This is a genomic window from Collinsella sp. CLA-ER-H10 (genome assembly GCF_040092475.1).
Classification (GTDB): domain Bacteria; phylum Actinomycetota; class Coriobacteriia; order Coriobacteriales; family Coriobacteriaceae; genus Collinsella.
On sequence record NZ_JBBNLM010000011.1, the window covers coordinates 1 to 26,004 of the forward strand.

Here is a 26,004-nt window from a genome sequence, read left to right on the forward strand (position 1 = left end):
AGCTTCGCGAGTACATGAACGAGCACCTCAAGGACTACCTGGGCGTCGAGAAGGTCATCTGGGTCAAGGAGGGCATCGACCCCGAGGAGACCAACGGCCACATCGACGACGTCGCCACGTTCATCGCTCCGGGCGTCATGGCCTGCATCTGGACCGACGATCCCGAGTATCCGTTCTACGAGCAATGCCACGCCGTCTACGAGACCCTCTCCAACGCCGTTGACGCCAAGGGCCGCAAGATGAAGGTCTACAAGCTCTGCATGCCTGTGAACCCGCTGTTCATGGACCAGGCTTCCTGCGACACCATCGACGCCGACGAGAACGCCGAGCCGCGCGTTGCCGACGAGCCGCTGATCGCCTCCTACATGAACTACCTGGTCACCAACCACGGCGTTATCGTCCCGCAGTACGGCGACGAGAACGATCAACTTGCCGTTGACACGCTCCAGAAGATCTACGACGAGGTCTGGGGCGAGGGCGTCTACAAGTGCGTCGGCGTTCAGTCCGAGCAGGTCGTCTTCGGTGGCGGAAATATCCACTGCATTACGCAGCAGGAACCCTCGGCGTAACTGTCTGTCTTCCCGAGGTGCGGCACCTTCCCGTTCATTTGTCGCTTGCGTACCCAAAGTGCGCGGCGCTCCTATTTCACGGGAATCTGCCGCACCTCAGAAACCCAGCCGGTCAAGCGGACCGACGTAGCTTGTTACCGCATTAGTCATTGGTGCCAACCCTGGCAACGATGCAGGTCGAAAAACGTCAGCGAAAACCCGCCAGAGCGAGCAAGGTGCCTTGAAGCGAGGCGGCATTGACCTTCTGGTCATGCCGTCGAAGCTGAAAGGCAGATTGCCGTTCTGGCGGGTTTGCAGCGTCGAGCCGTTACGCGGTTTGGTAAAACCGCGTAACTAAATACGTTCCGCGATCTCGTGGATGAGGTAGTCGGTCTTTTCCCAGCCCAGGCACGGATCGGTGATCGACTTGCCAAAGACGCCGCCGTCGACCGGCTGGTTGCCGTCCTCCAGGTAAGACTCGATCATAAAGCCCTTGACCAGCTTGGAGATGGACTCGTTGCGGCGGCAGCTGTCGAGCACTTCCTTGCAAATGCGATACTGCTCCAGCGGACGCTTGCCCGAGTTGTCATGGTTGCAGTCGATGATCGCTGCCGGATTGGCATAGCCGGCATGCTCGGTATAGCGCTCGGCCAGGCGCTCCAGGTGCTCGTAGTGGTAGTTGGGGTAGGTGCGCCCATCGAGACCGATGTAGCCACGCATAACGGCGTGCGCGAGCGGATTGCCGTCGCACTCGACCTCCCAGTTGCGGAAGATGAAGCTCTGGTGCGCCTGCGCGGCGTAAATGGAGTTGAGCATAACGGTGGTAGAGCCGGCAGTGGGATTCTTCATGCCAACGGGTACCGAAATGCCGCTCGACACCAGGCGATGCTCCTGGTTTTCGACCGAGCGTGCGCCCACGGCAACATAGCTCAGCAGGTCGACGAGGTATTGGTAGTTGGACGGATAGAGCATCTCGTCGGCGGTGAAGAAGCCCGTTTCCTCAATAACGCGCAGGTGCATATGGCGGATGGCCTTGACGCCCTCGAGCAGATCGTCGGGAGCCTCGGGGTTGGGGTTGTGCAGCAGGCCCTTGTAGCCGGTGCCCTTGGTGCGCGGCTTGTTGGTGTAGACGCGCGGAATGATGATGAGCTTGTCCTTGACCTCCTCGGCGGTCTTGGCCAGTCGGTTCATGTACTCAAGCACCGAATCCTCGCGGTCGGCAGAGCACGGGCCGATGATGAGCACCTTGCGTGCGTCCTCGCCGGTAAAGACTTTGGCGACCTCGGCGTCAAATGCCTGCTTTTTGGCGGTAAGCTCGGCAGAAAGTGGCATTTCCTCGCGGATCTCCATGGGGATCGGCAGCCTGCGTTTGAATTCCATGGCCATAGGGGTCTCCTCAATCTATAGAAAGAGCAATAAGCGTATTGTCGAATGCTCGGCATTATCCGCTGTCGCACGCTAAAGTGCAACCCCTTGTCACCCCGAAACCTACCAAAAAGGGACAGGTTTATTTTGGTCGGTTTTATCTGGGAAAATGTCGGCACTCGCCGGAAGGGGGTCGGCGTACGGCACGCTGGAGCAAGTTGGATCTTCTGCGGCATACCCCGTGGGCAAAAAATGGCAAATATGAGTACTGTTGCTGGCGTAGTCTCATATCGAGCTTACAAGATAATAGGCATAACAGCAAATATGTTCATTAACGTTGGCACACAGAAGCATGTTAACGGGCGTTTTGATTAATTTGAAGGCGTATAGAAGCCGCAAAGAGGTCATTTGAGGCGGTTTTGGCTGCTACTAAAAATGTAACAGTACTCATATTTGACCTTTTTTGGCCACAGGGTCCGGAAGGGGCTGTCAATCGGGCCCCAAGAGAGCTAATTCGAGTGCCGTGGACGAAAAAACGGGGGCGCAGGTTGTCCTGCGTCCCCGTTCTCGGGCGTTATTCGTTCCCTGCAGCAGAATTTACGCCGCCTCGTCGAATTGCGAGTTATATAGGTCGGCGTAGAAGCCGCCCTGGGCGAGCAACTCGTCGTGCGTGCCCTTCTCGACGATATCGCCGTCGCGAATCACCAAGATCACGTCGGCGTTGCGGATCGTGGACAGGCGGTGCGCGATAACAAAGCTGGTACGGCCCTGCATCAGCACATCCATGGCACGCTGAATAAGCTCCTCGGTACGAGTGTCAACGTTGGAGGTTGCCTCGTCCAGAATTAGCGCCGGGCGGTCGGCCAAAATGGCACGGGCAATGGTCACGAGCTGGCGCTGGCCCTGCGACAGGTTGGTGCCTTCCTCGTTGATCATAAAGTCGTAGCCGCCGGCGAGCGTATGGATAAAGTGATCGCAGCGTGCGGCGCGTGCAGCGGCTTCGACCTCGGCATCGCTTGCATCGGGGCGTCCGTAGCGGATGTTCTCGCGGATGGTGCCGTTAAACAGCCAGGTATCCTGCAGCACCATGGCAAACTCGCCGCGCAGCGCCGCGCGGTCCCAGTCGCGCACGTCGACACCCTCGACGCGCAGCGAACCGCCGTCCACATCGTAGAAGCGCTGCAGCAGCTTAATGAGCGTGGTCTTGCCGGCGCCGGTAGGACCGACGATGGCGATGGTCTGGCCGGGCTGCGCCTCGCAGCTAAAGTCGTGGATGATGGTCTTGTCGGGCGTATAGCCAAACTTGACGTGATCAAACTCCACATGGCCGGGGCGCTTTTCGGGAATCTGCGCGTCGGCTTTCTGCTCCTCCTCGGGCGCGGCCAGGAACTCAAAGACGCGCTCGGTGGCGGCTGCCATCGACTGCATCGTGTTGCTCACGTTGCCCAGTTGCTGCACGGGCTGCGTAAAGTTGCGAACGTACTGGATAAAGCTCTGGATGTCGCCGGGCGTGGCGTTGCCGGTCAGTGCGAGCTGTGCGCCCACCACGACGACGCCCACGTAGCCCATGTTGCCCACCAAGCTCATAAGCGGCATCATCAGGCCCGACAGAAACTGCGAGCGCCAGCCACTAATAAAGAGGCGGTCGTTTTGACGGTCGAACTCCTCGATCGAGGCCTCGGCGCGGTCGAACACCTGGATGACGTTCTGGCCGGCAAAGTCCTCCTCGATAATGCCGTTGACGGCGCCCAGAACCTGCTGTTGCTCGCGGAAGTACGGCTGCGAGAAGTGAATCATTACGGTCAGGATAATCGCGGCGGCCGGCAGCGTGAGCACGGTGACGCCGGTAAGCGGCAGGCTGATCGAAAGCATCATGACGAGCACGCCGATAATCTGCGTCACCGACGTGATGAGCTGCGTCACGCTCTGGTTGAGCGACTGACCCAGCGTATCGACGTCGTTGGTGATGCGGCTGAGTACGTCTCCCTTGCTGTGGCCGTTGAAGTAGCTCATCGGCACGACGGCAATCTTGGCGGCGATTTCCTTGCGCATGCGGTAACAAATCTTTTGCGTGACGCCGGTCATGAGCCAGCCCTGGATGAGGCTGCAGACAGAGCTCGCCAGATACAGGCAGAGCAAAAAGCCGAGCGTCTTGGCGATCCAGTCAAAGTCAACGTCGCCGGTGCCGTTGACCTTGGCGACCAGGCCTTCGAACAGCTTGGTCGTAACCTGGCCGAGCACCTTGGGTCCCACAATGTTAAAGATGACCGAGCACACGGCAAAGGCGACGGCGGCAAACACGGCAATCTTGTGCTGGCCGATATAGCCGAGCAGCTGCCTCATGGTGCCCTTAAAGTCCTTGGCCTTTTCGCCGCGACGCATGCCGCCCATGCGGCCCATGGGACCACGCTGGCGGGTGGGCTTGGGAATCTGAGTCTTGGTCTCGTCTGCCATTAGCGCTCGCCTCCTTCCATGACGGCTGCAATTTCTTCTTGGGTAAGCCCCAGCTCCTCGGCGGAAAGCTGCGACTGTGCGATCTCCAGGTACGCCGGGCAGCTGCGCAGCAGCTCCTTGTGCGTGCCGGTGCCCACTACGTGGCCGTCGTCGAGCACGATGATCTGGTCGGCGTGCATGATGGTCGCGATGCGCTGGGCCACGACCACGAGCGCGGCGTCGGTAACGTTTTTGGCCAGCTCCTCGCGTAGGCGCGCGTCGGTCTTGTAGTCGAGGGCACTAAACGAGTCATCGAACACCACGACCTCGGGCTTTTTGGCCAACGCGCGGGCGATGGCCAGACGCTGGCGCTGACCACCCGAAACATTGGAGCCGCCCTGGCTGATGGGGGAGTCGTAGCCGCCCTCGCGCTCGGCGATAAAGTCCTCCGCCTGGGCGACGCGTGCTGCCTGGCGCATATCCTCGTCACTCACCATGTCGCCGGCAAACTTGAGGTTGCTCTCGACAGTACCCGAGAACAGGCGCCCCTGCTGCGGGATGTAACCAATGCGGCGACGCAGCTCGGAGAGAGTCATGTCACGCACGTCGACGCCGTCAAGCGAAATGCTGCCGCCTGTGACGTCGTACAGGCGCGGAATCAGCTGCACGAGCGTGGACTTGCCCGAGCCCGTGGAGCCGATGATGCCGAGCATCTGGCCGGCATGCGTGGTGAAGTTCACGCCGCTAATGACGTCGGCGCGGGCATCGGGATACTGGAAGCTCACGTCGCGGAAGGTGAGCTCACCGCGCGGCGCGCTGGCCGCGGGCAGTTTGGGCGAGGCAGGGTCGTTGATGCTCGTGGGGCAGGTGATGACCTCTTCCACGCGCTCGGCTGCGACCTCGGCGCGGGGCAGGATGACCGAAACCATGGTGAGGATCATAAACGCCATGACGATCTGCATGGTGTAGGAGATAAACGCCATCATGTTGCCGACCTGCATCACGCCGTCGGACACGCCCTGCGCGCCAAACCAGACGATAAGCACGGTGATGCAGTTCATGACGAGCATCATGAGCGGCATCATAAAGCTCATGGCTCGGTTGGTGTAGAGCTGCGTGGTCATCAGGTCGAGCGAAGCCTTGTCAAAACGCTCGAGCTCATGCTCCTCGCGGTTGAACGAGCGGATGGGCATAAGGCCGTCGAGCAGCTCGCGGGCGGTAAGGTTCACGCGGTCCACAAAGCTCTGCATCTTTTTGAACTTGGGCATGGTGAGGCCCATAAGCACGCCGACGACGGCCGAGACCGCGATGATGGCCACGGCGATGGTCCACTCCAGGCCGGTGTGGTTGGCCAGGACACGCATGACGGCGACGATGCCCATGACGGGGGCCATCAGACACATGCGGATAAACAGGGTTGCGGCCATCTGAATCTGCTGAATGTCGTTGGTGCAGCGGGTGATGAGCGAGGCCTGGCTAAACTTGCCCACCTCGGCCGGCGAGAAGTGCATAACCTTGTTGAAGGTCTCGCGGCGCAGGTCGCGGGCGATGGAGCAGGCGGTGCGCGAAGCCACGGCACCGGTCAGGATGGTGGCGACCAGCGAGATTAGGCACAGACCAAACATCGTGGTCGCCATGCGGCCCAGGTAGGCGTTCTGCACGTCGGCGGGGTCGATGCCCTGTGCCTTGTACTCGTCCTGCACATAGCTCACGGCGCGCTGGGTGACGATGGAGCCCGACATGGAGCCCATTTTGTCCGCCATTTGGTTGGCGCCCTCAACGAGCTTGCCCTGGTCGATTAGGCCGCCTTCAACGCCTAGACGCAGGCTCTTCATGGTGATCTTGCCACCGTCGGCATCAATCTGCTTTTGCATGTTCTGCACCGCAGCGGCCTTCTGCTGCATCTCGGCGAGTTGCTCGGGCGTCATCGCCGCCATCTGCTCGGGCGTGGGCATGGCCTGGGCGCCGCTGTTGTCTTTCTCACCGGACGTGCCCATCATGTCGCCCATGGAGTTGGCATCGATGCCCTGGTTGAGCGAAAGGACGACAGTCTCAGGCAGGCTCATAATGCCGGCAATCTTGCCTCCATCGGCACGCTCTTCCTCGGTACCCTTGTACGTTCGAATGCCGTTTTTGTCAGCCTTGCTAAACACGGCCTCCACAGCCTTGGCGTCCTTGGCGCTCATAAAGAGTTCGAGGTCGTCGAGCGATTCGGCGCGAATGGTGTCGGGCACGGGCGAGGCGATGCCGCCTTGCTGCACGCCCACGTCGACGATGTCGCTCATATAGGTAGGCAGCGCCAGATCGGCGTTGCAGCTGATTACGATAAGTACGATAGCTGCGAACAGTGCCAGGACATGCTTTTTAAAGAGCTTGAGAATCCTCACTCGGCATCTCTCCTTTCTTGGTTGCGGTCGATTATTTCGTTGGCACGTCTTAGAAGACGCACCATCTCTTGGGTATCTGTTTCGCCGAACTGCTCGAGGAAGGCCGCGGTGCGGTCCTCGAATTCCCGACGCTTGATTTCGAGATCATGGAATCCCTTGTCGGTCACCGTGACGTGTACGCGACGACGGTCGGTCTTTGAGTGCTCGCGCTCGACCCAGCCCTTGGCTTCGAGAGCGCGTAGGATATTGGCGATGCGGGCACTCGAGACCCAGGCGCGATCTGCGAGTTCGCTCGGCGTGAGCGAACCGCCAGCGAGCATGAGGGCGCGCATGACGGCCATCTCGCCGCCGAGAGCTTTGTCCGCAAAGCGCGAAACGCGCTGATGCATGCTGCCAAACTCGGTAAGGAGCTGGCGTCCAAGCTCATGGAAATCGGTATCTTCCACCGAAAACCCCTAACACTAGAAACTATTTTCGGTGGAAGATGATACCCCTGCACGCGCGCCCTATACGGAAGATTTTTGGGACATGCCTAGAAAACTGCCTTTAGGCGATCTCCGTACACCGTCGGTGCCAGCAAAGTTAGGGGCAGATCTCTAGGCATGTCCCAAAAACTACCTGGTTGCTGGGCAATATAAAGAGCGCATAAAGAGTAAAAAATTCAATCGCTGAAGCGTTTCAAAGAACTATTATGCCCGCGGTTAGGCGAGGGGTTGTCACCACCATGACGACTGGGACTCATTTATCGCCACGTGCGATGCTCCAACTTCCCGCAAGGAGACACCTGAATCAAGGGGGTTGGAGTCATGGCATTTGACTTCACGGGCAAAACCGCGATCGTTACCGGCGGCACTCAGGGCATTGGCCTCGAGATTGCCAAGGGCATCGTTGCGGGCGGCGGACACGTCGCGCTCATCGCAAGGAACGCTGCTAAGGGCGAGGCCGCGGTGGCCGAGCTTGGCGAGGGCAACAAGTTCTATCAGCTCGATGTCGCCGATGCACCCAAGGCGCGCGAGACCGTCGAGCAGATTTTTACGGACCTGCCGCAAACCAACATCCTGATCAACTGCGCTGGCGTCATCAGCACCAAGAAGTTCGACGAGATCGATGACACCGAGTGGCGTCGCACCATCGATATCAACCTCAACGGTACCTTCACTATGATGAACGCCGTGTACCCGCACTTTAAGGCGGCCCATGCCGGCACTATCGTCAACGTGAGCTCTGTCGCTGGCAAGATCGGTGGCGGCCTGCTCGGCACCGCGGCCTACGCGAGCTCTAAGGCCGGTGTCAACGGCCTGACCAAGGCAGTCGCCAAGGAAGGCGGCAAGTTTGGCGTCCGCTGTAACGCCGTGTGCCCGTCGCTCACGTTGACCGATATGACCTCGATTCTCTCTGACGAGAACTCTCAGCGTATCATCAACGGTATTCCTCTGGGCCGCGCCGCCCAGGCCAGCGAGCCTGCGCAGATGGTGCTGTTCTTCGCTTCCGACCTCGCCAGCTTCGTGAACGGCGAGATCGGTGACTGCGACGGTGGCATCGTTCTGGACGGGTAATACTCCGCGACGATTATTCGGCGACGGCTCCTGCGACTCGGGACCGTCGCCTTCTTTCTGATATAGGCGCATGCGGCTACGATTCGCATGCATCCAAAGGAGATATATATGAGTGAATCGACTGCGGTGGAGGCGCCGGCGGCAAAGGAGCCGTTCTTTAAGATGTCCTCCATCCCGGGCGCCAATATCTTGGTGCCGCTTCTGTTGGGCTGTCTGCTCAACACGCTATTCCCCGACCTGTTCAAAACGCTCGGCAGCTTTACGCTTGGCATGACCCAGCAGGGCGCTGGCCCGCTCGTGGGCGCTTTTTTGCTCATCGTCGGTACGACGATTTCGTTTAAGAGCGCTCCTGCCGCCGCTGCCCGCGGCGCCATCATCATCGCCGTCAAGCAGATCGTGGTCGTTGCCATGTCGCTGCTCATCCTTTATGTGTTCAACGACAACCTGTTTGGCATCTCTGCCATGGTGATGCTGGCGGCTTGCACCGGCGCCAACAACGCTATGTACGCTGGTCTGATGGGCACCATGGGCAATGAGGCCGAGCGTGGCGCTGTCGCAATCACCACGCTCGTTGTCGGCCCTCCGGTCACGATGATCGTGCTCGGCGCTGCCGGCCAGGCTCCGATCGGCTGGTCGCTCGTGGGTGCCATCCTGCCGATCGTCGTCGGCATTATTCTGGGCAACGTCTTCCCCAGCTTTAAGAAGATGATGGCACCGGCACTTTCCGCCGTCATCGTGCTCGTCTTCTTTGCCATGGGCTCGACCATGACCTTTGGCCAGCTCATTAATGGCGGTCTTCCCGGTATTCTGCTCGGCGTGATCTGCTCGGTGATCTTTGCAATTCCCGTCATCGCGGTCGACAAGCTCACGGGCGGCACGGGTGTCGCAGGTGCGGCCATTTCGAGCTGCGCCGGAGCCAATGTGGCTACGCCTGCTGCCATGGCAAGCGTCAACGGGGCCATGTACGGTGGCGCCGTGCTCGCGACGGCTACGGCACAGGTTGCTGCCTGCGCAATCGTGACGGCTATATTGACCCCGCTGGTCACCAGCTGGTGCTACAAGCATTTTGAGGGCCAGCAGAGCAACAGCAAGGCAACGACCGACAAGGCTTCCGCAGCCGCCTAATGCCAAACGGCAATCAAAGCTAAATAACTAGCCACGCCATAGGGCGGCCCCGGGGGAAATCCCGTGGCCGCCCTTCAGTTTCTGAAGGGTCTCTGGGGTACTTTACCCTGATAAAGCTGACATAACAGCTAGAGTGAACGTCGTACAAAGGCAAGGAAAAATACCAAACAAATCGGTGAACGGTAGTTGCTCGCGCTCGCATTTCCTGCGGATTTGTTAAAAACGCCCTAATGGTATAAAAAAAGAAACATATAACAGCCCTGATGAAGGGGGTGGCTATGTTATCCTTCTCAAACGGGTGAAATCTTGGGTTTTGGGTTGCAGTTCCAAGGTGGACAAACGTTTTTCCCTGTACCAACGTGTGGTGAAGAACGGAAGAAGCCGGTAGTGCAAGCCGATAATTCAAGAATTCAATAAGCAGCGGTGTGAGAGAGCGCCGCATTACACGTAACTAGGAGCGTGGTTACACAATGCAGGAGGCATGGGAAGGCTTCAAGGAAGGCATCTGGACGGGAGAAGTTGACGTCCGAGACTTCATCCAGAAGAACTACACCCCCTATGAGGGCGACGAGTCGTTCCTCGCCGGTCCGACCGAGCGTACCAAGGAGCTGTGGGGCGAGGTTCTCGACCTGCTGCTCAAGGAGCGCGAGCAGGGCGGTGTCCTCGATATGGACACCAAGACTGTCACGGGTATCGTGAGCCACCCCGCTGGCTACATCGATAACGCCCACCGCGAGAAGGAGACCATCGTCGGCCTCCAGACCGACAAGCCGCTCAAGCGCGCGCTGCACGTCAACGGTGGTATCCGCATCGCTTGCCAGGCTGCCAGCCAGCACGGCTACAAGGTCGACGAGAACGTTGTCGAGCGCTACACCTTCGAGCGCAAGACCCATAACGCCGGCGTCTTCGATGTTTACACCCCCGAGATGCGTGCTTGCCGCTCGGCCCACATCATCACCGGTCTGCCCGATGGCTATGGCCGCGGCCGCATCATCGGCGACTACCGCCGTGTCGCCCTGTACGGTGTCGACTACCTGATCAAGGACAAGGAGGCCCAGAAGGCTTCCACCCCGACGGTCATGACCGCCGACAACATCCGCGATCGTGAGGAGCTGCAGGAGCAGATCCGCGCCCTCGGCGAGCTTAAGATGATGGCCGAGACCTATGGTTTCGATATTTCCAACCCTGCTACCAACACGCAGGAGGCCATCCAGTGGATGTACTTCGCCTACCTCGCTGCCGTTAAGGAGCAGAACGGCGCCGCTATGTCCATCGGCCGTACCTCCACGTTCATCGACATCTACGCTGAGCGCGACCTTGCCAACGGTACCTTCACCGAGGAGCAGATCCAGGAGTTCGTGGATCACTTCATCATGAAGCTCCGCATGGTCAAGTTTGCCCGTACCCCCGAGTACCAGGCCCTGTTCACCGGCGATCCGCAGTGGGTCACCGAGTCCATCGGCGGCATGGGTGTTGACGGCCGTACGCTCGTTACTAAGATGAGCTACCGCTACCTGCACACGCTCGAGAACATGGGTACCAGCCCCGAGCCCAACATGACCGTTCTGTGGTCGACCCGTCTGCCCGAGAACTTCAAGAAGTTCTGCGCCAAGACTTCCGTCGCCAGCTCCTCGATCCAGTACGAGAACGACGACCTCATGCGCGTCTATCACGGTGACGACTACGGCATTGCCTGCTGCGTGTCCTCCATGCGCATCGGCAAGGAGATGCAGTTCTTCGGCGCCCGCGCCAACCTTGCCAAGTGCCTGCTCTACGCACTCAACGGCGGTGTTGACGAGGTCTCCAAGAAGCAGGTCGGCCCCAAGTATCGCGCCGTCGAGGGCGATACGCTCGATTACGACGACGTTGTGGCCAAGTACAACGACATGATGAAGTGGCTCGCTGGCGTGTACGTTAACTCGCTGAACATCATTCACTACATGCACGACAAGTATTGCTACGAGCGCATCCAGATGGCTCTGCACGACAAGCACGTGCACCGCTGGTTCGCTACGGGTATCGCTGGCCTTTCCGTCGTGGCTGACTCCCTGTCTGCCATCAAGTACGCCAAGGTCCACCCCGTCCGTGACGAGAACGGCATTATCGTCGACTTCGAGACCGAGGGCGATTTCCCCAAGTACGGTAACGACGACGACCGCGTCGACCAGATCGCTCACGACGTTGTGCACCAGTTCATGGAGTACATCCGCATGAACGACACCTACCGCAACTCCGTGCCCACGACCTCGGTTCTGACCATTACCTCCAACGTCGTGTACGGTAAGAAGACCGGCTCCACGCCCGACGGCCGCAAGGCTGGCCAGCCGTTCGCCCCGGGTGCTAACCCCATGCACAAGCGCGATAGCCACGGCGCCATCGCTTCGCTGTCTTCGGTTTCCAAGCTCCCGTTCCGCGATGCTCAGGACGGCATCTCCAACACCTTCTCCATCATTCCGAGTGCGCTCGGCAAGGAGGATCAGGTGTTCTTTGGCGATATCGACCTTGATCAGCTGGGCGAGTAACTATTGTTAGTGCTATACTAACAATAACGATTACTGATTAGTGCGCCGGTTTCGGCCGGCGCCTATCAATCGAAGGAGACACATTATGAAGGTTTCTGAAGTTTCCGAGACTCAGGCCGATAACCTGGTCCACATGCTCGACGCTTACGCCGAGAAGGGTGGCCACCACCTGAACATCAACGTCTTCAACCGTGAGACGCTGCTCGACGCTCAGGCTCACCCCGAGAAGTACCCGCAGCTGACCATCCGCGTTTCCGGCTATGCCGTGAACTTCCACACGCTCACCAAGGAGCAGCAGGACGAGGTCATTTCGCGTACCTTCCACGACAAGTTCTAAAGGGATTTAACTCCCGCAGGATCGCCGGGGCTGTTTGGGTTACCTCCCAAAACGTCCTCGGACATGCAAGAAACCCTCGCTGCGCACTTCGTGCGGCGAGGGCTTCTTGCGTCCTGCGGAATATTTTGGGAGATAGCCCAAGCAGCCCCGGCGGGGTCCTGTGTAGTCACCCTTTAGGCGGAACTCTCCTAATTATTTGGATGAGTCGTTTACTTACTTGTGCTGTTACCGTCTTCCCGCTGTTGTTGGGGTATGCTTTGTTCGTATGTAAACGTATGACATGTTGATGGGGGAGGGTGTTATGGCTCGCGAGAGTGCTCGTTCTAAGGATACGGCTAAGCCTGGCATCAAGGAAGTTGCAGCGGTGGCGGGGGTTTCGCCTACTACGGTATCTCGCGTGCTTAATAATCGCGGCTATATTAGCCAAGAGACCCGCGATAAGGTCCATGCCGCGATGAAGCGCATCAACTATACGCCCAACGATATCGCCCGTGCCATGCTCAACGGTCGCCTGAATCTTATCGGTATGATCGTCCCCTATGTCAGCAGTCCGTTTCATGCCCAAGTGGTTCAAGTCATTGAGCATACCCTGGCCGAAAACGGTTTTAAGATGCTGCTGTGCAATAGCGCCAATCGACCCGAGCTTGAGCGCTCTTATATCGACATGCTTCGACGCAATATGGTTGATGGCGTCATCGTCAACTCGCTTAATATCGGTGCCGAGGCGTATGCCGGGATGGGCTTGAGTCTGGTTGGTATCGACTGCGACCTTGGCGAAGCCTCTGTTCAGATTGCGAGCGACAGCTATAGCATCGGCGAACTTGCCACGCGTCGCCTGATCGATGACGGATGTTCACGCATCCTGTGCCTGCGCAGCAATAGCCGCATGCGCATGCCTGCCAATAAGCGTACCGATGCCTACCTCGATGTTGTTGAGCAGGCCGGTTTGCCCGCGCTTGTCCGTGAGGTCGAGTTCGTTAAGCCCGACGACGAAAAGAGCGCGGTCGTTGCGAAGATCCTCGATGAGAACCCCGATATTGACGGCATCTTTGCGGGAGACGACACGATGGCGGCTATCTGTCTTAACGTGATGAAGCAGCGCGGCTTGAGCGCTCCGGATGATATTAAGGTCGTGGGCGCGGATGGTGCCCGCCGCACTATGACGTTTATGCCTGACTTAACAACCGTACGCCAAGATATCGATCGCATCGGTGAGCTCGCGGCGCAATCCATCGTCGCTCTTGTTAACGGCGAAAAGCCCGAATCGAATATCAAGCTCCCCGTTGAACTCATTGAGGGTAAAACCGCGTAGTTCATCCCGTGCCAAAAGAATTCCTCAAACGCCTCTGATGACCGTTCGCCGGCATATGTCAACCGTTTGCCGACGACTGGAACTGCGAAAAGATGTATTGGTGTGAAAACGTTTGACATATGAAAACGATTGACATATCTTGCAGTTGTACCGAGCTAGTATCTCGTGAGAAAGGAAGTCTCGGATGCACAAGGTGTATTACCAGCCTGAGGGAATTTGGGTAGGCGACATCATGCCGTACGGCGAGGACGGCACGTTCTATCTCTATCACCAGCGTGACACGCGTAACCCCGGACCTTTCGGAGAGCCGTTTGGCTGGGCACTCGCTACGACCAAGGACTTCGTCAATTACAAAGACTTTGGCGAGAGCCTTGAGCGTGGCGGCGACGAGGAAGTCGACCAGTATGTTTATGCCGGCACGGTGTTTAAGGTGGGCGACAAGTACCATGCGCTCTACACTGGTTGCAATCGCGATAAGGTCAAGGCACGCTTGATGAAGCAGGTTCTTCTTCACGCAACGAGTGACGACGCCGTCAAGTGGGAGAAGAACATTGCCGAGACGCTGCTTCCGCCCCAGGAGGGTTACGATGACCGCAACTGGCGCGATCCCTTTGTGCTTTGGGATGAGGAGAACGAAGAGTACATGCTCATCCTCGGCACGCGTGTGGGCGAGGACAAGCGTCTGATGACCGGTCGTCTGGTCAAGTTCACCTCCAAGGACCTGGATACCTGGGAGTTCCAGGGCGACTGGTGGAATCCGGGCCTGTACACCATGTTCGAGATGCCTGATCTCTTTAAGATGGGCGACTGGTGGTATCTGGTGTTCTCCGAGTACAGTGATGGCAACAAGACCCGTTACCGCATGTCTCGCTCTATCAACGGTCCTTGGATCACTCCTGCGGACGATTCCTTCGATGGCCGCGCGTACTATGCCGCGCGTACCGCATTTGATGGCGAGCGCCGCGTTCTCTTTGGTTGGGTTCCTACGCGTGACGAGGGCGGTGACCCCAGCTCTTACCTGTGGGGTGGCACCTTTATGCCTCTCGAGATCGTTCAGCGTGCTGACGGAACGCTCGGCACCAAGCTCCCCGACAGCATGCTTGGCGCCTTTGGCGAGGCTAAGGCAGTCGAGGCCTTTGAGCTTTCCTGCGAGTCGGGCAAGGTCGAGCAGGTGCTCGCCGCGGATGCCGGCTCCACCTACTTGCTCGATGCCGACATCGAGCTCGCCGGTGACGCTGCCGGCTTCTCGGTGAAGCTTGCCGAGGACGCCGAGTCCGGTCTTGCCTATGAGTTCCGCGCCAACCTGCGTGAGGGCAAGCTCGAGTTCACGGCGGCCCCCCAGTATCCGTGGTTCCAGGTCAACAACATGGGCCTCGAGCGTCCGTTGTTCTTTAAGGGCGAGGGCACTCATCATGTGCGCCTGGTCGTTGACGACGATATCGCGACCATCTTTGTCGATGATGTTGCGCTTAACGCGCGCTTCTGCAATAAGCAGGGCCAGGGTGTGGCGCTTACCGTCACCGACGGTGCGCTCAAGTGCGCAAACGCAACGATCGCTTCTCTGTAGCGGCAACGAACCGTTTTATGATTTAGAAAAGGAATGGAGAGGAACATGGACTACAAGGCAGTGTCCCAGCAAGTCGTCGACAACGTCGGCGGACTGGAGAACATCGAGGGCGCCACGCATTGCGTGACCCGTCTGCGTCTGGTGCTCAAGGATACGAGCAAATACAACAAGGCCGAGCTCGAGAACATCGATGGCGTCAAGGGCGTGCTGTACAACAGCGGCCAGCTCATGATCATCTTCGGTACCGGTACCGTCAACAAGGTTTACGATGAGTTTATGGCTCTGACGGGCGTTAAGGAGATCAGTGCTTCCGAGGTCAAGGGCGCCGAGGCGGACAAGAAAGGCAAGTTCTTCTCGGTCCTCAAGGTATTCTCGGACATCTTTATCCCCATCATTCCCGCCTTCGTCGGCGCTGCAATCATCATCGGCCTTAAGTCGCTGATCGTTGCCAACGGCCTCTTTGGCATGGAGGGCAGCCTCGCCGATCACAGCGAGTTCCTCAAGAACCTCGCAAGCTTCTTTGCCATTATCGCCACCACGTTCGACTACCTGCCTGTCCTGGTTATGTACAGCGCGGTCAAGCGTTTTGGCGGTAACCCGATCCTGGGCATCCTCGTCGGTATCGTCATGGTTCACCCGAGCCTTATGAACCGCAACACGTTCGTTATGGACCCGACGGGTGCTGAGTACTGGAACTTCGGTCCGCTATCCATTCCCATGGTTGCTTTCCAGGGCGGTGTGTTCCCCGCAATCCTGACTGCCTGGTTTATGGCCAAGGTCGAGAAGATTGCCCAGAAGTACATCCCCGAGGTCGTTTCGTTCGTCTTTGTCCCGACCGTTACCCTGATTCTTGCTAACGTTGCCCTGTTCACCGTGTTCGGCCCGCTCGGCAACCTGATCGGTGACGTCCTCGCCGGCGTAATCGATATCCTGTACAACAGGATGGGCGTCTTTGGTGCCTTTGTCTTCGCCGCGTTCCTGCAGCCGCTCGTCGTTACCGGTACGCATCAGTTCATCCAGGGTATCGAGGCAAACCTTGTTGCCACGACTGGCTTCAACTACATCCAGGCCATCTGGTCGGTTTCCATCATCGCCCAGGGCGGCGGCGCCATCGGTATGTACCTCATTCACAAGAAGCACTCCAAAGAGCGCAACATCTGCATGTCGTCCTTTATCCCGACGCTGGTCGGAATCTCCGAGCCCGCTATCTTTGCTGCAAACATGCGCTATTCGATCATTCCGTTCATCTGCGCATGCATCGGTGCAGGCTGCGGCGGTGCCTTCGTCAAGCTCTTTGAGGTGCGCGCTATCGGTCAGGGTCTGACCGGCGTGCTTGGCCTGCTCATCGTTACGCCCGAGACGCTCGTGTGGTATGTGGCTGGCAATCTCATCGCCTTCATCGTGCCGATCGTCTTGATCTTTGCCTACAACAAGGCAAAGGGCGTGCCGACCACCGATGAAGAGGGCGCTGGCGCTGGCTTCGACGTTAGCTTCTAGTTGAGCCGTTCAGCGTAATGTGCGGATAAGTCCATTTGGGGAAGGGCGTTCGGCTCGTGTGAGTCGAGCGTCCTTTCCCATAGACGAGAAAGTCAACGGCGATGTTTAATCAAAAAAATAAGGTGACATGCGCGGACTATGAGCAGTGGCGTGCCGGACAGGATGAGACGGTGGCTCGCATCGCATCCGACCCCGATAGACTCCTGTTCCATGTGGAGCCTGAGCTTGGCTGGCTCAACGACCCCAATGGTTTGGTTCAGATTGGTGATACGTATCACATCTATCATCAATACGATCCGTTCGATGCTGCGCATGGCGGTCCAGTACTTTGGAACCATCTGACGACAAAGGATTTTGTGACGTACGAGAATCACGGCCCCGTGCTGTTCCCCGATTCCGATTTGGATTCGAGTGGAGCGTATTCTGGTTCTGCCTTTGTACGTGATGGCAAGATTCACTACTTCTATACCGGCAACGTTAAACATTTTGACCGTGATGATTACGACTACGTGTTGACGGGCCGTGAGCAAAACCAAATTCATATGGTTGCCGAGAATCCCGACGAATTGGGCGAGAAGCGCATAGCTGTTGGGCCGGTCGATTACCCCGACGATATCGGTACGCACGTGCGCGACCCCAAGATCCTTGAACACGACGGTATCTACTACATGGTTCTCGGCGCTCGTACGAAAGACGATCGCGGGTGCGTGCTTGTCTATACCTCGCGTGATCTAGAGGACTGGGGCTATGCGACGCGCATTGAGCTGGGCGAGAAGTTTGGCTTTATGTGGGAGTGTCCTGATCTGTTTGAGCTCGATGGCGAGCTTATTCTCGTTTGCTGTCCGCAGGGCGTGCCCGCCGATGGCTGGCGTTACCGCAATCCGCATCAGTGCGTGTGGTTCTCCATCGAGGCCGATTGGGGGGCGCCGAGCTTTAAGATCGTCGGCCAGGGCATGCCTCCGATGGTCGATGCCGGTTTTGATTTCTATGCTCCGCAGTCCTTTGAGGATGCTGCAGGCCGGCGATTGATGATCGGATGGTCGGGTTGCCCCGATGCGACGGCGGAAAACCCGACGGTGGCGCGCGGGTGGCAGTGCGCGTTGACGGTGCCGCGAGAGCTGAGCATGCGCGATGGTAAGCTCTGCCAGCAGCCGGCGCACGAGATTGAGAGGATGCGCGGCGACTGCGTTCGCACGACAGGCGGTGAAACCGTTGAGGAGCCGGGCCGCCTGTTTGATCTCGTGGTTTCCTGTGAGGGCGCCAAGATGGTTGAGCTCGAGATTCGCAAGGGTGTCTTTGTGCGCTATGCGGACGGGATGCTTACCCTCGACATGGGTGACGAAGGCTATGGGCGCGACCAGAGGTCGATTGAGCTCGGCGAGCTTCGCGACCTGCGCGTGCTTTCGGACACTACGATGGTCGAGATTTTTGCCAACGGCGGTGAGGCGGCACTTACGAGCCGTACCTATTCGTCGGCGGTTCCGGCGATGGCGCTGCACGCCGAGGGCGCGGCGTCGATGGATTTCTACCGCCTCGCTCATTAACCGTGCATGGAGCACGATTGGACTTGTTGGGCGGAATGTGTCGCAGTTGCCGCGGCCAACTACCGTTTATCGCGTATAGCGACCGTTTGCGGAATAAGTAACACTCCTTAATAAACCGTGTAAAATCTCAGTTAAGCACGGAGTTTTCCAGGGAGACGCTGTCCTTTGTTATGTGCAAAGGGCGGCGTCTCTTTGGCGCTTAGATGCCGTTGTGCAACAGCGCGACGCGCGTGTCATGTATTGAAAAGCCAATGTCGAGATGGGTCGTGATAAGAATGGGCAAGTATGTAATCGTGGTTGAGTCTGGGTCGGATGTAACGCCGGAGCTCTGCGAGCGCTACGGCATCGTGCGCGTGCCCATGCATGTCACGATTGGTGACGAGACCGTCGAGGACGGCTCGATCGATCCGCTCGAGATTTATTCGCGCTGCAACGAGTTTGGTGTGATGCCCAAGACCAGTGGCTGTTCGCCAGCGGATTTTGCGCATGTGTACGACCGCATCCATGCCGAGCAACCCGACGCGACTATTTTGCATCTTGCATATTCCGAGGCCACGACCTGTTCGCATCAGTCCTCTAAGATTGCGGCTCAGGGGCGCGACTACGTGTTCTCCATGGACACGCGCTTTGTCTCGGTGGGCCAGTCGCTCGTTGTCGTCGAGACCGCCAAGTATATTGAGGCTCATCCCGATGCCACCGTTGACGAGATCTTTGCATTTACGAACTCCGTCATGGACCGCGTGTTGCTGGGTTTTGTTCCTACGGACCTTGCCTTCCTTAAGGCGGGCGGTCGCTTGTCCAACGTCGCATTCCTTGGTGCCCATCTGCTCAAGATTAAGCCCTGCATTGAGGTGACGGGCGGTAAGTTCGTGGCGACCAAGAAGTTCCGCGGTTCTATGCTCAAGTGCGCCCGCGCCTTCATTGACCACATGGTTGCGAAGGGCGAGATTGACTACTCGCACATTGGCCTGGCGTATTCGGTGGGCCTTTCCCAGGAGCTGCGCGATGACATGGAAGTCTATGCGCATGACCTGGGCTTTAAGGACGTTACCTGGACTCAAGTCGGCGGCGTCATCTCGAGCCACTGTGGCCCGACCGCCTTCGGTGCGGTGCTCACGCTTAAGGCGTAAAGGCCGCAGGCGAGCGTTCTTCAGCCTGACATCTCGACGTAGACCCCAGCCATGGTGATGGGGGATAGATTAAAACGTGCCATTCTAGCCCGAGACGTTTAAACGCAAGCGCATGGGCTAGAATGGCTCTGGCATTTTAATTGGTTGCATCCAAGGAGAGGCAAGGTAGCGGGAATGGCTGAGATGACGCTTGAGGGTGTGGACGCTCGTCCTGAGGATTCCGCATTTGCCCTAGGCCGCGTGCATTCAATCGAGACGATGGGAACGGTCGACGGACCCGGCATCCGCTTTGTGGTGTTTGTTCAGGGCTGTCCCATGCGCTGTGCGTATTGTCACAATCCCGATACTTGGTCGGTTAGCGGCGGCACCATGGTGACCGTCGAGCACCTTATGGACGAGTTCCAGAGTAACCATGAGTTTTACCGCAGCGGCGGAATTACGGTTTCGGGCGGCGAGCCACTTCTGCAGCCCGAGTTTTTGGCCGACCTGTTCCGTGCAATGCACAACAACCCCGATGGTCGTGTACATACCTGCATGGATAGCTGTGGCTACGCCTTCGACCCTCAGCATCCCGAGAAGTTCGATGCCGTTCTCAACGAGACCGACATGGCGCTGCTCGACATCAAGCATGCCGATCCGGCTGAGCATAAAAAGCTGACCGGCTGCGATCCTGCACGTATCCTGGCGTTTGGCGATGAGCTTGCCCGTCGCAAGATCAAGGTCGTTATCCGCCACGTGGTTGTGCCGGGCATTACCGACACGGTGGAGGAGTGCGAGAAGCTCGGTCGCCTCATCGCTCCATGGCACAACGTGGTGGGCCTGGAAATGCTGCCATATCACACGATGGGTGTCGTCAAGTACGAGCAACTGGGCATTCCCTATAAGCTCGAGGGCGTGCCCCAGATGGATACCGCGCGTATGCCCGAGCTGCGCAATGCCGTTATGGCCGGCATGAAAGAGCGCCGTGCGGAGCTAAAAAACGCCATCGGCTAGCGTGCCATTTTTGCGCCCCAAAGGCACTCATTGGGGACAGACTTAAATGAGCGCCCTTGGGCACCAAGTTGATTGCCAAAGAGCCCCGTCAAGTTGCGGTGGAATAGTTCTTGTTTTTCGGCTTATGCCGCCCAAACAGGAACTATTTCACCGCAACTGCGTTTTGGGTAGAGATGTGCAACAGAATTGGCAAAAATGCATAGAAACGCTTGTGGTTTCTTTAAAGACACCTTAAACGCCGCTGAATATCTTTGGAAAGAAATGCCTGCTCGGTATCATGCTGCTCGTATATAAACGGTAGCAGTCAGGAGACCACGTGCGAAACATCGCATCGCGGGACGAGTATGTGCCGCAGCATGGCAGCAGATATAAGACGAAGGACACGTCTTCGCGTGGCCTTGCCGACACTCGCATCCGCGTGAGGAAGATTGCCGCCATTGGGATGCTAACGTCGGCGGTTATTATCCTCGGAATTACCGCCAAAACCTACGCATCGGAGCGAATGGCACATTCAGATGCGTCAACGGTACAGACGCAAAACAAAAAGGTCTCTGAATCTAAAGTCACCGCAAGTCAAACCCTGTCGACAGCGAACCTCAAGACGGGGCTTTCGAAGGCGGACTTTAACGATATTCCCTCAGGCGATACCGTGCAGACCTTCTCACTGGTTGATGACCAGATCCTCGCCCTGGAGGATGAGAACCTCGCCGCACTCCAGAATGCGCTTGACCAGGCGCAGGAGCTGGGCGATGTGGGCGTGGTGTTTTACGACCTGTCGAGCGGTAAGGGCGTGACGTATAACGCTGATGTCGAGGTGTACGGTGCGAGTAGCTACAAGGCACTCTATGCGTTGTACATCTGCGAATCTCTGGTCGAGACGGGCCAGGTTTCACTCGATGACTTCCTTGGCACCTATGGTGGCTACAACATGGGTTGGCAGACGGTGCGCGACCTTATCGAGAATGCCGTCGCCAACTCAGACAACGATTCGTTTATCGCGTTACGCGCGGCGTTTGACCATGATGGCTATGAGGATTGGATTGCCAATCTGGGTGTTGATGACGAAACGGCACTGAATCCGATGAGTGATTTTCCGACCTACTGCCCGCGCACTTCTGCGAGGTTATGGCGCGAGATGAGCGAGTATCTGAGCATGGATACCGAGACTTCACAGTGGTTGTCAGGCCTTTTGGCATCAACATCGCGCTCGTTTATTCGCGATGGCATTGCGGACGATCAGGTCTTGGTGCGCAACAAAGCGGGTTGGATCAGCGAGGACGGCTACTATTCGACATGCGATGCAGGCCTCATCGACATCGATGGCCGTACCTATGTCATGAGCGTCATGACATCGATGCCATCGAGCGACCGTTCGAGCGAGGTTACGGCTGCGATTGCAAAGGCTCTGTTTGATACGCGAGCTGCACTGGCTTAGCGTGTTCGTTTGGCGAGGTCAAACAAAATGCTGGTACCATACCTTGGTTGAGAATTTCGTATAGGTTTGGGGAATGGTATGGCTACCATCGCGATTATCGGTGCGCTCGAAAAAGAGATCATGCAGATTAAGGAAGAGCTGAGCGACGTTTGCGAGGCACGGGAGGCAGGCTTGACCGTTGTGAGCGGTGAGCTCGACGGCCTGACAGTTGTCGCCACAACGGCGGGCATGGGCACGGTGAACGCCGCCGCTGCAACACAGCACCTCATTAGCAAGTATGCTCCGCAGGCTGTTGTGTTTTCGGGCATTGCGGGCGGTTTGAACCCCAAGCTCCATATCGACGACGTGGTCATTGGCAAACGCCTACGCTATCTGGATACCGATACCGCGCTTATCGCCGAGTCCGCACCGGGGCTCGAGGAGTTTGGCTCGACGCCCGCGCTGGTCGATATTGCCGCCGACGTGCTTGCTGAGCGTGGGTTTGTTGACGCTTCGACAAATGCAGTCGCTTCGAATGAGGGCACCAAGCAGTTCCTGGTCGGCACGATTGCCACGGGTAACCGTTTTGTGACGGGCGCCGCCATGCGCAACGACGCTATCGAGGCGACGCATGCCGATTGTGTCGGCATGGAGGGCGCGGCAATTGCCCATGTCGCAACCAAAAATGGTGTCGATTGCCTGGTGTTGCGCGCTATCAGCGATAATTGTGACGAGGCGTACGATGCAATTTGCGAGCGAGAGTTCGATCTGTTCGAGTACGCGCGTGTCGCAAGTGACATTACGCTCGATATCGTCCGCCGCATTGCCGCTGCGCAATAGCGCGTCTATTTGTAAGAACCTACGACCAAGGAGTGTCCATGGCCGATTCCATTAACTACCAGCTTGCCAAGTTCGTCGCCAGCTATGGCAAGGTTTCGCAGATTCCCGAGTCCACCTGCCCCGAGGTGAGCTTTGTCGGCCGCTCCAACGTGGGCAAGTCGTCGATTATGAACAAGCTATTTGGCCGCAAGAACCTAGTCAAGGTTTCCAGTACGCCGGGCAAGACGAGCAACATCAACTTCTTTGAGGCCGACGACGTGCATTTCGTGGACCTGCCGGGTTACGGTTTCGCCCGTCGCTCCAAGGCCGAGCGCGACCGCTGGGCCGAGCTTATCGGCGACTTTTTCGACTCCGAGCGCAGCTTTAACTTGGTCGTCTCGCTGGTGGACATTCGTCACGATCCCAGCAAGCTCGATCATGACATGATCGACTACCTGCAGGGCAATGAGTTCAACTTTATCGTCTGCCTCACCAAGGCCGACAAGCTCAGTCGCACCCAGCAGGCCCGCCAGGCAGCAGCCATCAAAAAGCAGCTCAACGTTCCGGCCGAGAACGTAATCATCACAAGCTCCCAGACCGGCACCGGCATCGACGAACTCAAAAAGCGCATCGCCGAGGCTTGCCTCTAGTAAGGGTTCTTGGCAGGCAATAGTTTGCATCTATCTATATCACCCCAGTGATAGTTATTGGTACACTATCACTGGGGTGATATTTTTGTTTGGAGGTCGATATGGAGCTTTGGCACGGGTCGGAGGTTGTTGTCGAGCATCCGTCGTTGGATAAATGCAGACAATTCAATGACTATGGGTGTGGGTTTTATTGCACGCCACATGAGGAAATGGCAATGGAGTGGGCATGTCGGACTGAGTCTGATGGCATTGCAAATCGATATGAGCTCGATATGGATGGTCTCGCAGTCTTGGATTTGGAGTCCGGGGAGTTTTCAATTCTCAATTGGCTTGCGATTTTGGCTAACAATAGGGAGTTCAATGTTTCGACACCGCTGGCGCGCGAAGGACTTCGCTATCTGCTGGATAACTGCCTGATTGATATTTCTCCCTATGACGTAATTCGAGGTTATCGCGCCGACGACTCCTATTTTTCGTTTGCAAGACAGTTTGTCAGCGGCATGATCTCGCTCAGGCAGCTGCAACGTATCATGCGCTTGGGTGATTTGGGTATCCAATATGCTCTTATGAGCGAGTGCGCATTTTCGGCGATTAGATTCTGCGATTGGAAGCAGGCTTTGGGGTCTGAGTTTTATCCCAAGCGTTTTGAGCGAGAGCAGAATGCTCGACGCAAATACTTGGATACGGTTAACGGGTTCGATTCCGAAGGTATCGACATTAGGGATTTAATGGCAGGGAGGGTTGATTTAAATGATCCAAGAGTTAACGGATTGTGGGCCGAGTAGGACATACCCCGTCTACTACCTCGAGGATGCAATGAACAACCTCGGCGACTGCTTTGACTATGCCGTTAACGATTATGGAGCAGAAGGATCGGAAGTTGCTGAACTCTTTTGCCTGAGCGGCGTAGCTCGCGAGTTCGAACGCGGCAACGCATGGGTCGTATCGGGAAAATCGGGCGTTGAGCTGTTCGCGCTTATCGCTGAAAGGTCCGGCTATCAGAGCGGGTCTATACCGGATCGCACCTATCGTTTTGAGAAGACGCCAGAGTATTGGACAGGCTGGATACTGGCATATCTGCAGTGGCGTTTAGGGGAGTCTTTCGAAGACCTGCTGCATGTCGTTCCGTTTGACGCACTGCGCAGTCTGTACTATCCCTGGCATGAAGCCTCGGAGGAACGCGTGGCTCGCCTCGTCTGCGATATGGCGAAAAAAGCGTCCAGGCAAACCAAACTTGCGTTAGCAAGAAAGAAGCTTAAGAAAACCCAACAAGACCTGGCATACGAATCGGGCGTGTCCCTCCGCTCAATCCAAATGTACGAACAACGCCAGAGAAACATCAACGAAGCCTCGGTAACAACCGTAAGGGATATAGCAAAAGCCCTACACTGCAACATCGAAGACCTCCTAGAGCCAGTCTTCGAATACAAAGAAACCAGCGCCGCCTAAACCAGGCACGCAGCCGATGCCGGCCTCTAGGAAGTGCTCCAGCCTAGCAAGAGCCCCTACCAATAAAAAGCCAAACTATCAGCCCGGCGACTTTCCAGAGCGTAGGTCCCTGTAGCCGCCGCCGGCGAAGTTAACATAGGGGAGGCCAGGGGGCTTTGCCCCCAAATCTTTCCGCAGGACGGCAGGACCCCCGCCGCACGAAGTGCGCAGCGGGGGTCCTGCCATGTCCGAGGACGATTTGGGGGCAAAGCCCCCTGGCCTCCCCGGCGAGTATACGGGACGGCGACTACAGGTATTCGATCTGGGCGCCTTCCGTGTCGCACGTCAGAATATGCGTATCACACTTAGGGAACTGCTCGCGCAGCTTGACCTGCAGGAACTTTGCCACGATGGTGTCGTCAGTCACGGCCATGAGAGTCGAGCCCGAGCCGCTGATCCAGATGGTCTTGGCGCCGCCGTTAAGGCAGGTGTCGCGCACGGCGTTGTAGTCGGGAATCAGACGGCGACGATAGGGTTCCTGGATGCGGTCGTCATTGGCGGCGGCAATCAGGTCGAGGTCACCAGTCTCCAAGCCGCGCGTCATGCCGGCGATGCGGCCCATCTGCCACACGGCGGTGGAGAGTGGAATCTCCTGCGGCACAACCTTGCGCGCCTCGCTCGTATGCACCTCGTAGGGCGGAATCACGGTAATAAAACGCAGGCGATCGCTCACCTCGTAGCGCAGGCACTGGGGGAGCGAATCGGTCGGCGTAAAGGAACAGACGGCGCCGCCCAGGATAGCGGGGGCGACGTTATCGGGATGGCCCTCGACTTCGGTGGCAATGCGAACCAGCTCGGCGCGGTCGACGGTGTGGCCTGTCAGTGCGGCGGCGGCCATAATGCCGGCGACGACGCAGGTGGAGCTGGAGCCCAGGCCGCGGGCGACGGGCACGTCGGTCTGGATGTCGATGGCAACGGGAAAAGCCGGCTCGTCCCATGCAGCCAGTGCATCGACAAAGCTCACGTAGACCAGGTTGTTCTCGTTTTGGAATTCCTCGGGGCAGCCCGTGATGGTGAGTTTGTCGGCGCGCTCGAAGGTGAAGTGCGAGTAGAGGCTGACGGCCATGCCGAGGGTATCGTAGCCAATGCCCAAGTTGGCGCTTGTTGCTGGGACGGTGATCTTGATCATGTGAGTCCTCCTGGCGTGCCTGGCTGTTTAGTTCGCTGCTCGGGCAGTCCTGCGCAAGACGGAAAGCACATTAAGTGCTTTCCTTTGCGTGCGGAACTCGCGACAAACTAAACAGCCAGGCACGCTATGCACGTTCGTCATCATCCCGGTAGGTATCTGATAAAAGAAGGTGCGCCGGCTTTCGCCGG

Annotated in this window: 21 protein-coding genes; 16 read left to right on the plus strand and 5 right to left on the minus strand. The window is 57.6% G+C overall.

The annotated features are described in order from the left end of the window. The coding region (locus tag AAAX36_RS06070) for an agmatine deiminase family protein (RefSeq protein WP_349074611.1) at nucleotides 1-569 on the plus strand (569 nt) is incomplete at its 5' end. Between the two features lie 333 nt (nucleotides 570-902). Here the strand turns inward: AAAX36_RS06070 and AAAX36_RS06075 are convergent. The 4 genes from AAAX36_RS06075 to AAAX36_RS06090 all read right to left on the minus strand — a co-directional run bounded on the left by AAAX36_RS06075 (nucleotide 903) and on the right by AAAX36_RS06090 (nucleotide 7,179). Next, nucleotides 903-1,934, minus strand: coding sequence for a 3-deoxy-7-phosphoheptulonate synthase (locus AAAX36_RS06075; protein WP_148346442.1), 1,032 nt, complete (start codon nucleotides 1,932-1,934; stop codon nucleotides 903-905). Nucleotides 1,935-2,510: 576 nt separating this feature from the next. After that, entirely contained in the window at nucleotides 2,511-4,367 is a 1,857-nt protein-coding gene (locus AAAX36_RS06080; protein WP_271761298.1) for an ABC transporter ATP-binding protein, read from the minus strand. After that, nucleotides 4,367-6,733: an ABC transporter ATP-binding protein gene (locus AAAX36_RS06085; RefSeq protein ID WP_349074615.1), complete on the minus strand. Its 2,367-nt coding sequence runs from the start codon at nucleotides 6,731-6,733 to the stop codon at nucleotides 4,367-4,369. The genes AAAX36_RS06080 and AAAX36_RS06085 overlap by 1 nt, the downstream gene beginning before the upstream one ends. Next, nucleotides 6,730-7,179, minus strand: coding sequence for a MarR family transcriptional regulator (locus AAAX36_RS06090; protein ID WP_117746638.1), 450 nt, complete (start codon nucleotides 7,177-7,179; stop codon nucleotides 6,730-6,732). The genes AAAX36_RS06085 and AAAX36_RS06090 overlap by 4 nt, the downstream gene beginning before the upstream one ends. 360 nt (nucleotides 7,180-7,539) lie before the next feature. On the opposite strand from AAAX36_RS06090, the gene AAAX36_RS06095 reads away from it, so the two are divergent. The 15 genes from AAAX36_RS06095 to AAAX36_RS06165 all read left to right on the plus strand — a co-directional run bounded on the left by AAAX36_RS06095 (nucleotide 7,540) and on the right by AAAX36_RS06165 (nucleotide 24,648). Continuing rightward, the gene (locus tag AAAX36_RS06095; RefSeq protein ID WP_006234857.1) at nucleotides 7,540-8,289 is read left to right on the plus strand and encodes an SDR family NAD(P)-dependent oxidoreductase; all 750 of its coding nucleotides are present in this window, start codon (nucleotides 7,540-7,542) and stop codon (nucleotides 8,287-8,289) included. Nucleotides 8,290-8,397: 108 nt separating this feature from the next. Beyond that, nucleotides 8,398-9,414, plus strand: a complete 1,017-nt coding sequence (locus tag AAAX36_RS06100; protein WP_349074619.1) for a 2-keto-3-deoxygluconate permease — start codon at nucleotides 8,398-8,400, stop codon at nucleotides 9,412-9,414. 470 nt (nucleotides 9,415-9,884) lie between these two features. Continuing rightward, nucleotides 9,885-11,936: a formate C-acetyltransferase gene (gene pflB, locus AAAX36_RS06105; protein ID WP_022093918.1), complete on the plus strand. Its 2,052-nt coding sequence runs from the start codon at nucleotides 9,885-9,887 to the stop codon at nucleotides 11,934-11,936. Between the two features lie 85 nt (nucleotides 11,937-12,021). Beyond that, nucleotides 12,022-12,273, plus strand: a complete 252-nt coding sequence (gene grcA3, locus AAAX36_RS06110; protein WP_117583521.1) for an autonomous glycyl radical cofactor GrcA3 — start codon at nucleotides 12,022-12,024, stop codon at nucleotides 12,271-12,273. A gap of 301 nt (nucleotides 12,274-12,574) precedes the next feature. Next, the gene (locus AAAX36_RS06115) at nucleotides 12,575-13,585 is read left to right on the plus strand and encodes a LacI family DNA-binding transcriptional regulator (RefSeq protein ID WP_349074621.1); all 1,011 of its coding nucleotides are present in this window, start codon (nucleotides 12,575-12,577) and stop codon (nucleotides 13,583-13,585) included. A gap of 184 nt (nucleotides 13,586-13,769) precedes the next feature. Next, a complete protein-coding gene (locus AAAX36_RS06120; protein ID WP_349074623.1) occupies nucleotides 13,770-15,152 on the plus strand; it encodes a family 43 glycosylhydrolase in 1,383 nt (460 codons plus the stop codon). Between the two features lie 45 nt (nucleotides 15,153-15,197). Beyond that, nucleotides 15,198-16,649, plus strand: coding sequence for a PTS transporter subunit EIIC (locus AAAX36_RS06125; RefSeq protein WP_052044095.1), 1,452 nt, complete (start codon nucleotides 15,198-15,200; stop codon nucleotides 16,647-16,649). Between the two features lie 101 nt (nucleotides 16,650-16,750). Further along, nucleotides 16,751-18,193 (plus strand): glycoside hydrolase family 32 protein, encoded by a 1,443-nt coding sequence (locus AAAX36_RS06130; protein WP_349074625.1) that lies wholly within the window; start codon nucleotides 16,751-16,753, stop codon nucleotides 18,191-18,193. A gap of 275 nt (nucleotides 18,194-18,468) precedes the next feature. Continuing rightward, nucleotides 18,469-19,323, plus strand: a complete 855-nt coding sequence (locus tag AAAX36_RS06135; protein ID WP_229107860.1) for a DegV family protein — start codon at nucleotides 18,469-18,471, stop codon at nucleotides 19,321-19,323. Between the two features lie 174 nt (nucleotides 19,324-19,497). Next, complete coding sequence (pflA, locus tag AAAX36_RS06140; RefSeq protein WP_349074627.1) at nucleotides 19,498-20,316, plus strand: pyruvate formate-lyase-activating protein; 819 nt, start codon at nucleotides 19,498-19,500, stop codon at nucleotides 20,314-20,316. 316 nt (nucleotides 20,317-20,632) lie between these two features. Then, nucleotides 20,633-21,751 (plus strand): serine hydrolase, encoded by a 1,119-nt coding sequence (locus AAAX36_RS06145; RefSeq protein WP_349074629.1) that lies wholly within the window; start codon nucleotides 20,633-20,635, stop codon nucleotides 21,749-21,751. A 78-nt stretch (nucleotides 21,752-21,829) separates the two neighbouring features. Continuing rightward, the gene (mtnN, locus tag AAAX36_RS06150) at nucleotides 21,830-22,570 is read left to right on the plus strand and encodes a 5'-methylthioadenosine/S-adenosylhomocysteine nucleosidase (RefSeq protein WP_118271063.1); all 741 of its coding nucleotides are present in this window, start codon (nucleotides 21,830-21,832) and stop codon (nucleotides 22,568-22,570) included. Nucleotides 22,571-22,608: 38 nt separating this feature from the next. After that, entirely contained in the window at nucleotides 22,609-23,199 is a 591-nt protein-coding gene (gene yihA / locus AAAX36_RS06155; protein ID WP_006234871.1) for a ribosome biogenesis GTP-binding protein YihA/YsxC, read from the plus strand. A gap of 101 nt (nucleotides 23,200-23,300) precedes the next feature. Beyond that, nucleotides 23,301-23,984, plus strand: coding sequence for a DUF3990 domain-containing protein (locus AAAX36_RS06160; protein WP_006234872.1), 684 nt, complete (start codon nucleotides 23,301-23,303; stop codon nucleotides 23,982-23,984). A gap of 31 nt (nucleotides 23,985-24,015) precedes the next feature. Beyond that, complete coding sequence (locus tag AAAX36_RS06165; RefSeq protein ID WP_006234873.1) at nucleotides 24,016-24,648, plus strand: helix-turn-helix transcriptional regulator; 633 nt, start codon at nucleotides 24,016-24,018, stop codon at nucleotides 24,646-24,648. Nucleotides 24,649-24,934: 286 nt separating this feature from the next. Here AAAX36_RS06165 and thrB read toward each other — a convergent pair whose 3' ends face one another. Next, nucleotides 24,935-25,816 (minus strand): homoserine kinase, encoded by an 882-nt coding sequence (thrB, locus tag AAAX36_RS06170; protein WP_138113253.1) that lies wholly within the window; start codon nucleotides 25,814-25,816, stop codon nucleotides 24,935-24,937. Between the last annotated feature and the right edge of the window lie 188 nt (nucleotides 25,817-26,004).

Coding starts and splice junctions, on each gene's coding strand:
- AAAX36_RS06075 (WP_148346442.1), bottom strand. CDS start 1,934: ATGGCCATGGAATTCAAACGCAGGCTGCCGATCCCCATGGAGATCCGC.
- AAAX36_RS06080 (WP_271761298.1), bottom strand. CDS start 4,367: ATGGCAGACGAGACCAAGACTCAGATTCCCAAGCCCACCCGCCAGCGT.
- AAAX36_RS06095 (WP_006234857.1), top strand. CDS start 7,540: ATGGCATTTGACTTCACGGGCAAAACCGCGATCGTTACCGGCGGCACT.
- AAAX36_RS06100 (WP_349074619.1), top strand. CDS start 8,398: ATGAGTGAATCGACTGCGGTGGAGGCGCCGGCGGCAAAGGAGCCGTTC.
- pflB (WP_022093918.1), top strand. CDS start 9,885: ATGCAGGAGGCATGGGAAGGCTTCAAGGAAGGCATCTGGACGGGAGAA.
- grcA3 (WP_117583521.1), top strand. CDS start 12,022: ATGAAGGTTTCTGAAGTTTCCGAGACTCAGGCCGATAACCTGGTCCAC.
- AAAX36_RS06115 (WP_349074621.1), top strand. CDS start 12,575: ATGGCTCGCGAGAGTGCTCGTTCTAAGGATACGGCTAAGCCTGGCATC.
- AAAX36_RS06120 (WP_349074623.1), top strand. CDS start 13,770: ATGCACAAGGTGTATTACCAGCCTGAGGGAATTTGGGTAGGCGACATC.
- AAAX36_RS06125 (WP_052044095.1), top strand. CDS start 15,198: ATGGACTACAAGGCAGTGTCCCAGCAAGTCGTCGACAACGTCGGCGGA.
- AAAX36_RS06130 (WP_349074625.1), top strand. CDS start 16,751: ATGTTTAATCAAAAAAATAAGGTGACATGCGCGGACTATGAGCAGTGG.
- AAAX36_RS06135 (WP_229107860.1), top strand. CDS start 18,469: ATGGGCAAGTATGTAATCGTGGTTGAGTCTGGGTCGGATGTAACGCCG.
- pflA (WP_349074627.1), top strand. CDS start 19,498: ATGGCTGAGATGACGCTTGAGGGTGTGGACGCTCGTCCTGAGGATTCC.
- mtnN (WP_118271063.1), top strand. CDS start 21,830: ATGGCTACCATCGCGATTATCGGTGCGCTCGAAAAAGAGATCATGCAG.
- yihA (WP_006234871.1), top strand. CDS start 22,609: ATGGCCGATTCCATTAACTACCAGCTTGCCAAGTTCGTCGCCAGCTAT.
- AAAX36_RS06160 (WP_006234872.1), top strand. CDS start 23,301: ATGGAGCTTTGGCACGGGTCGGAGGTTGTTGTCGAGCATCCGTCGTTG.
- AAAX36_RS06165 (WP_006234873.1), top strand. CDS start 24,016: ATGAACAACCTCGGCGACTGCTTTGACTATGCCGTTAACGATTATGGA.
- thrB (WP_138113253.1), bottom strand. CDS start 25,816: ATGATCAAGATCACCGTCCCAGCAACAAGCGCCAACTTGGGCATTGGC.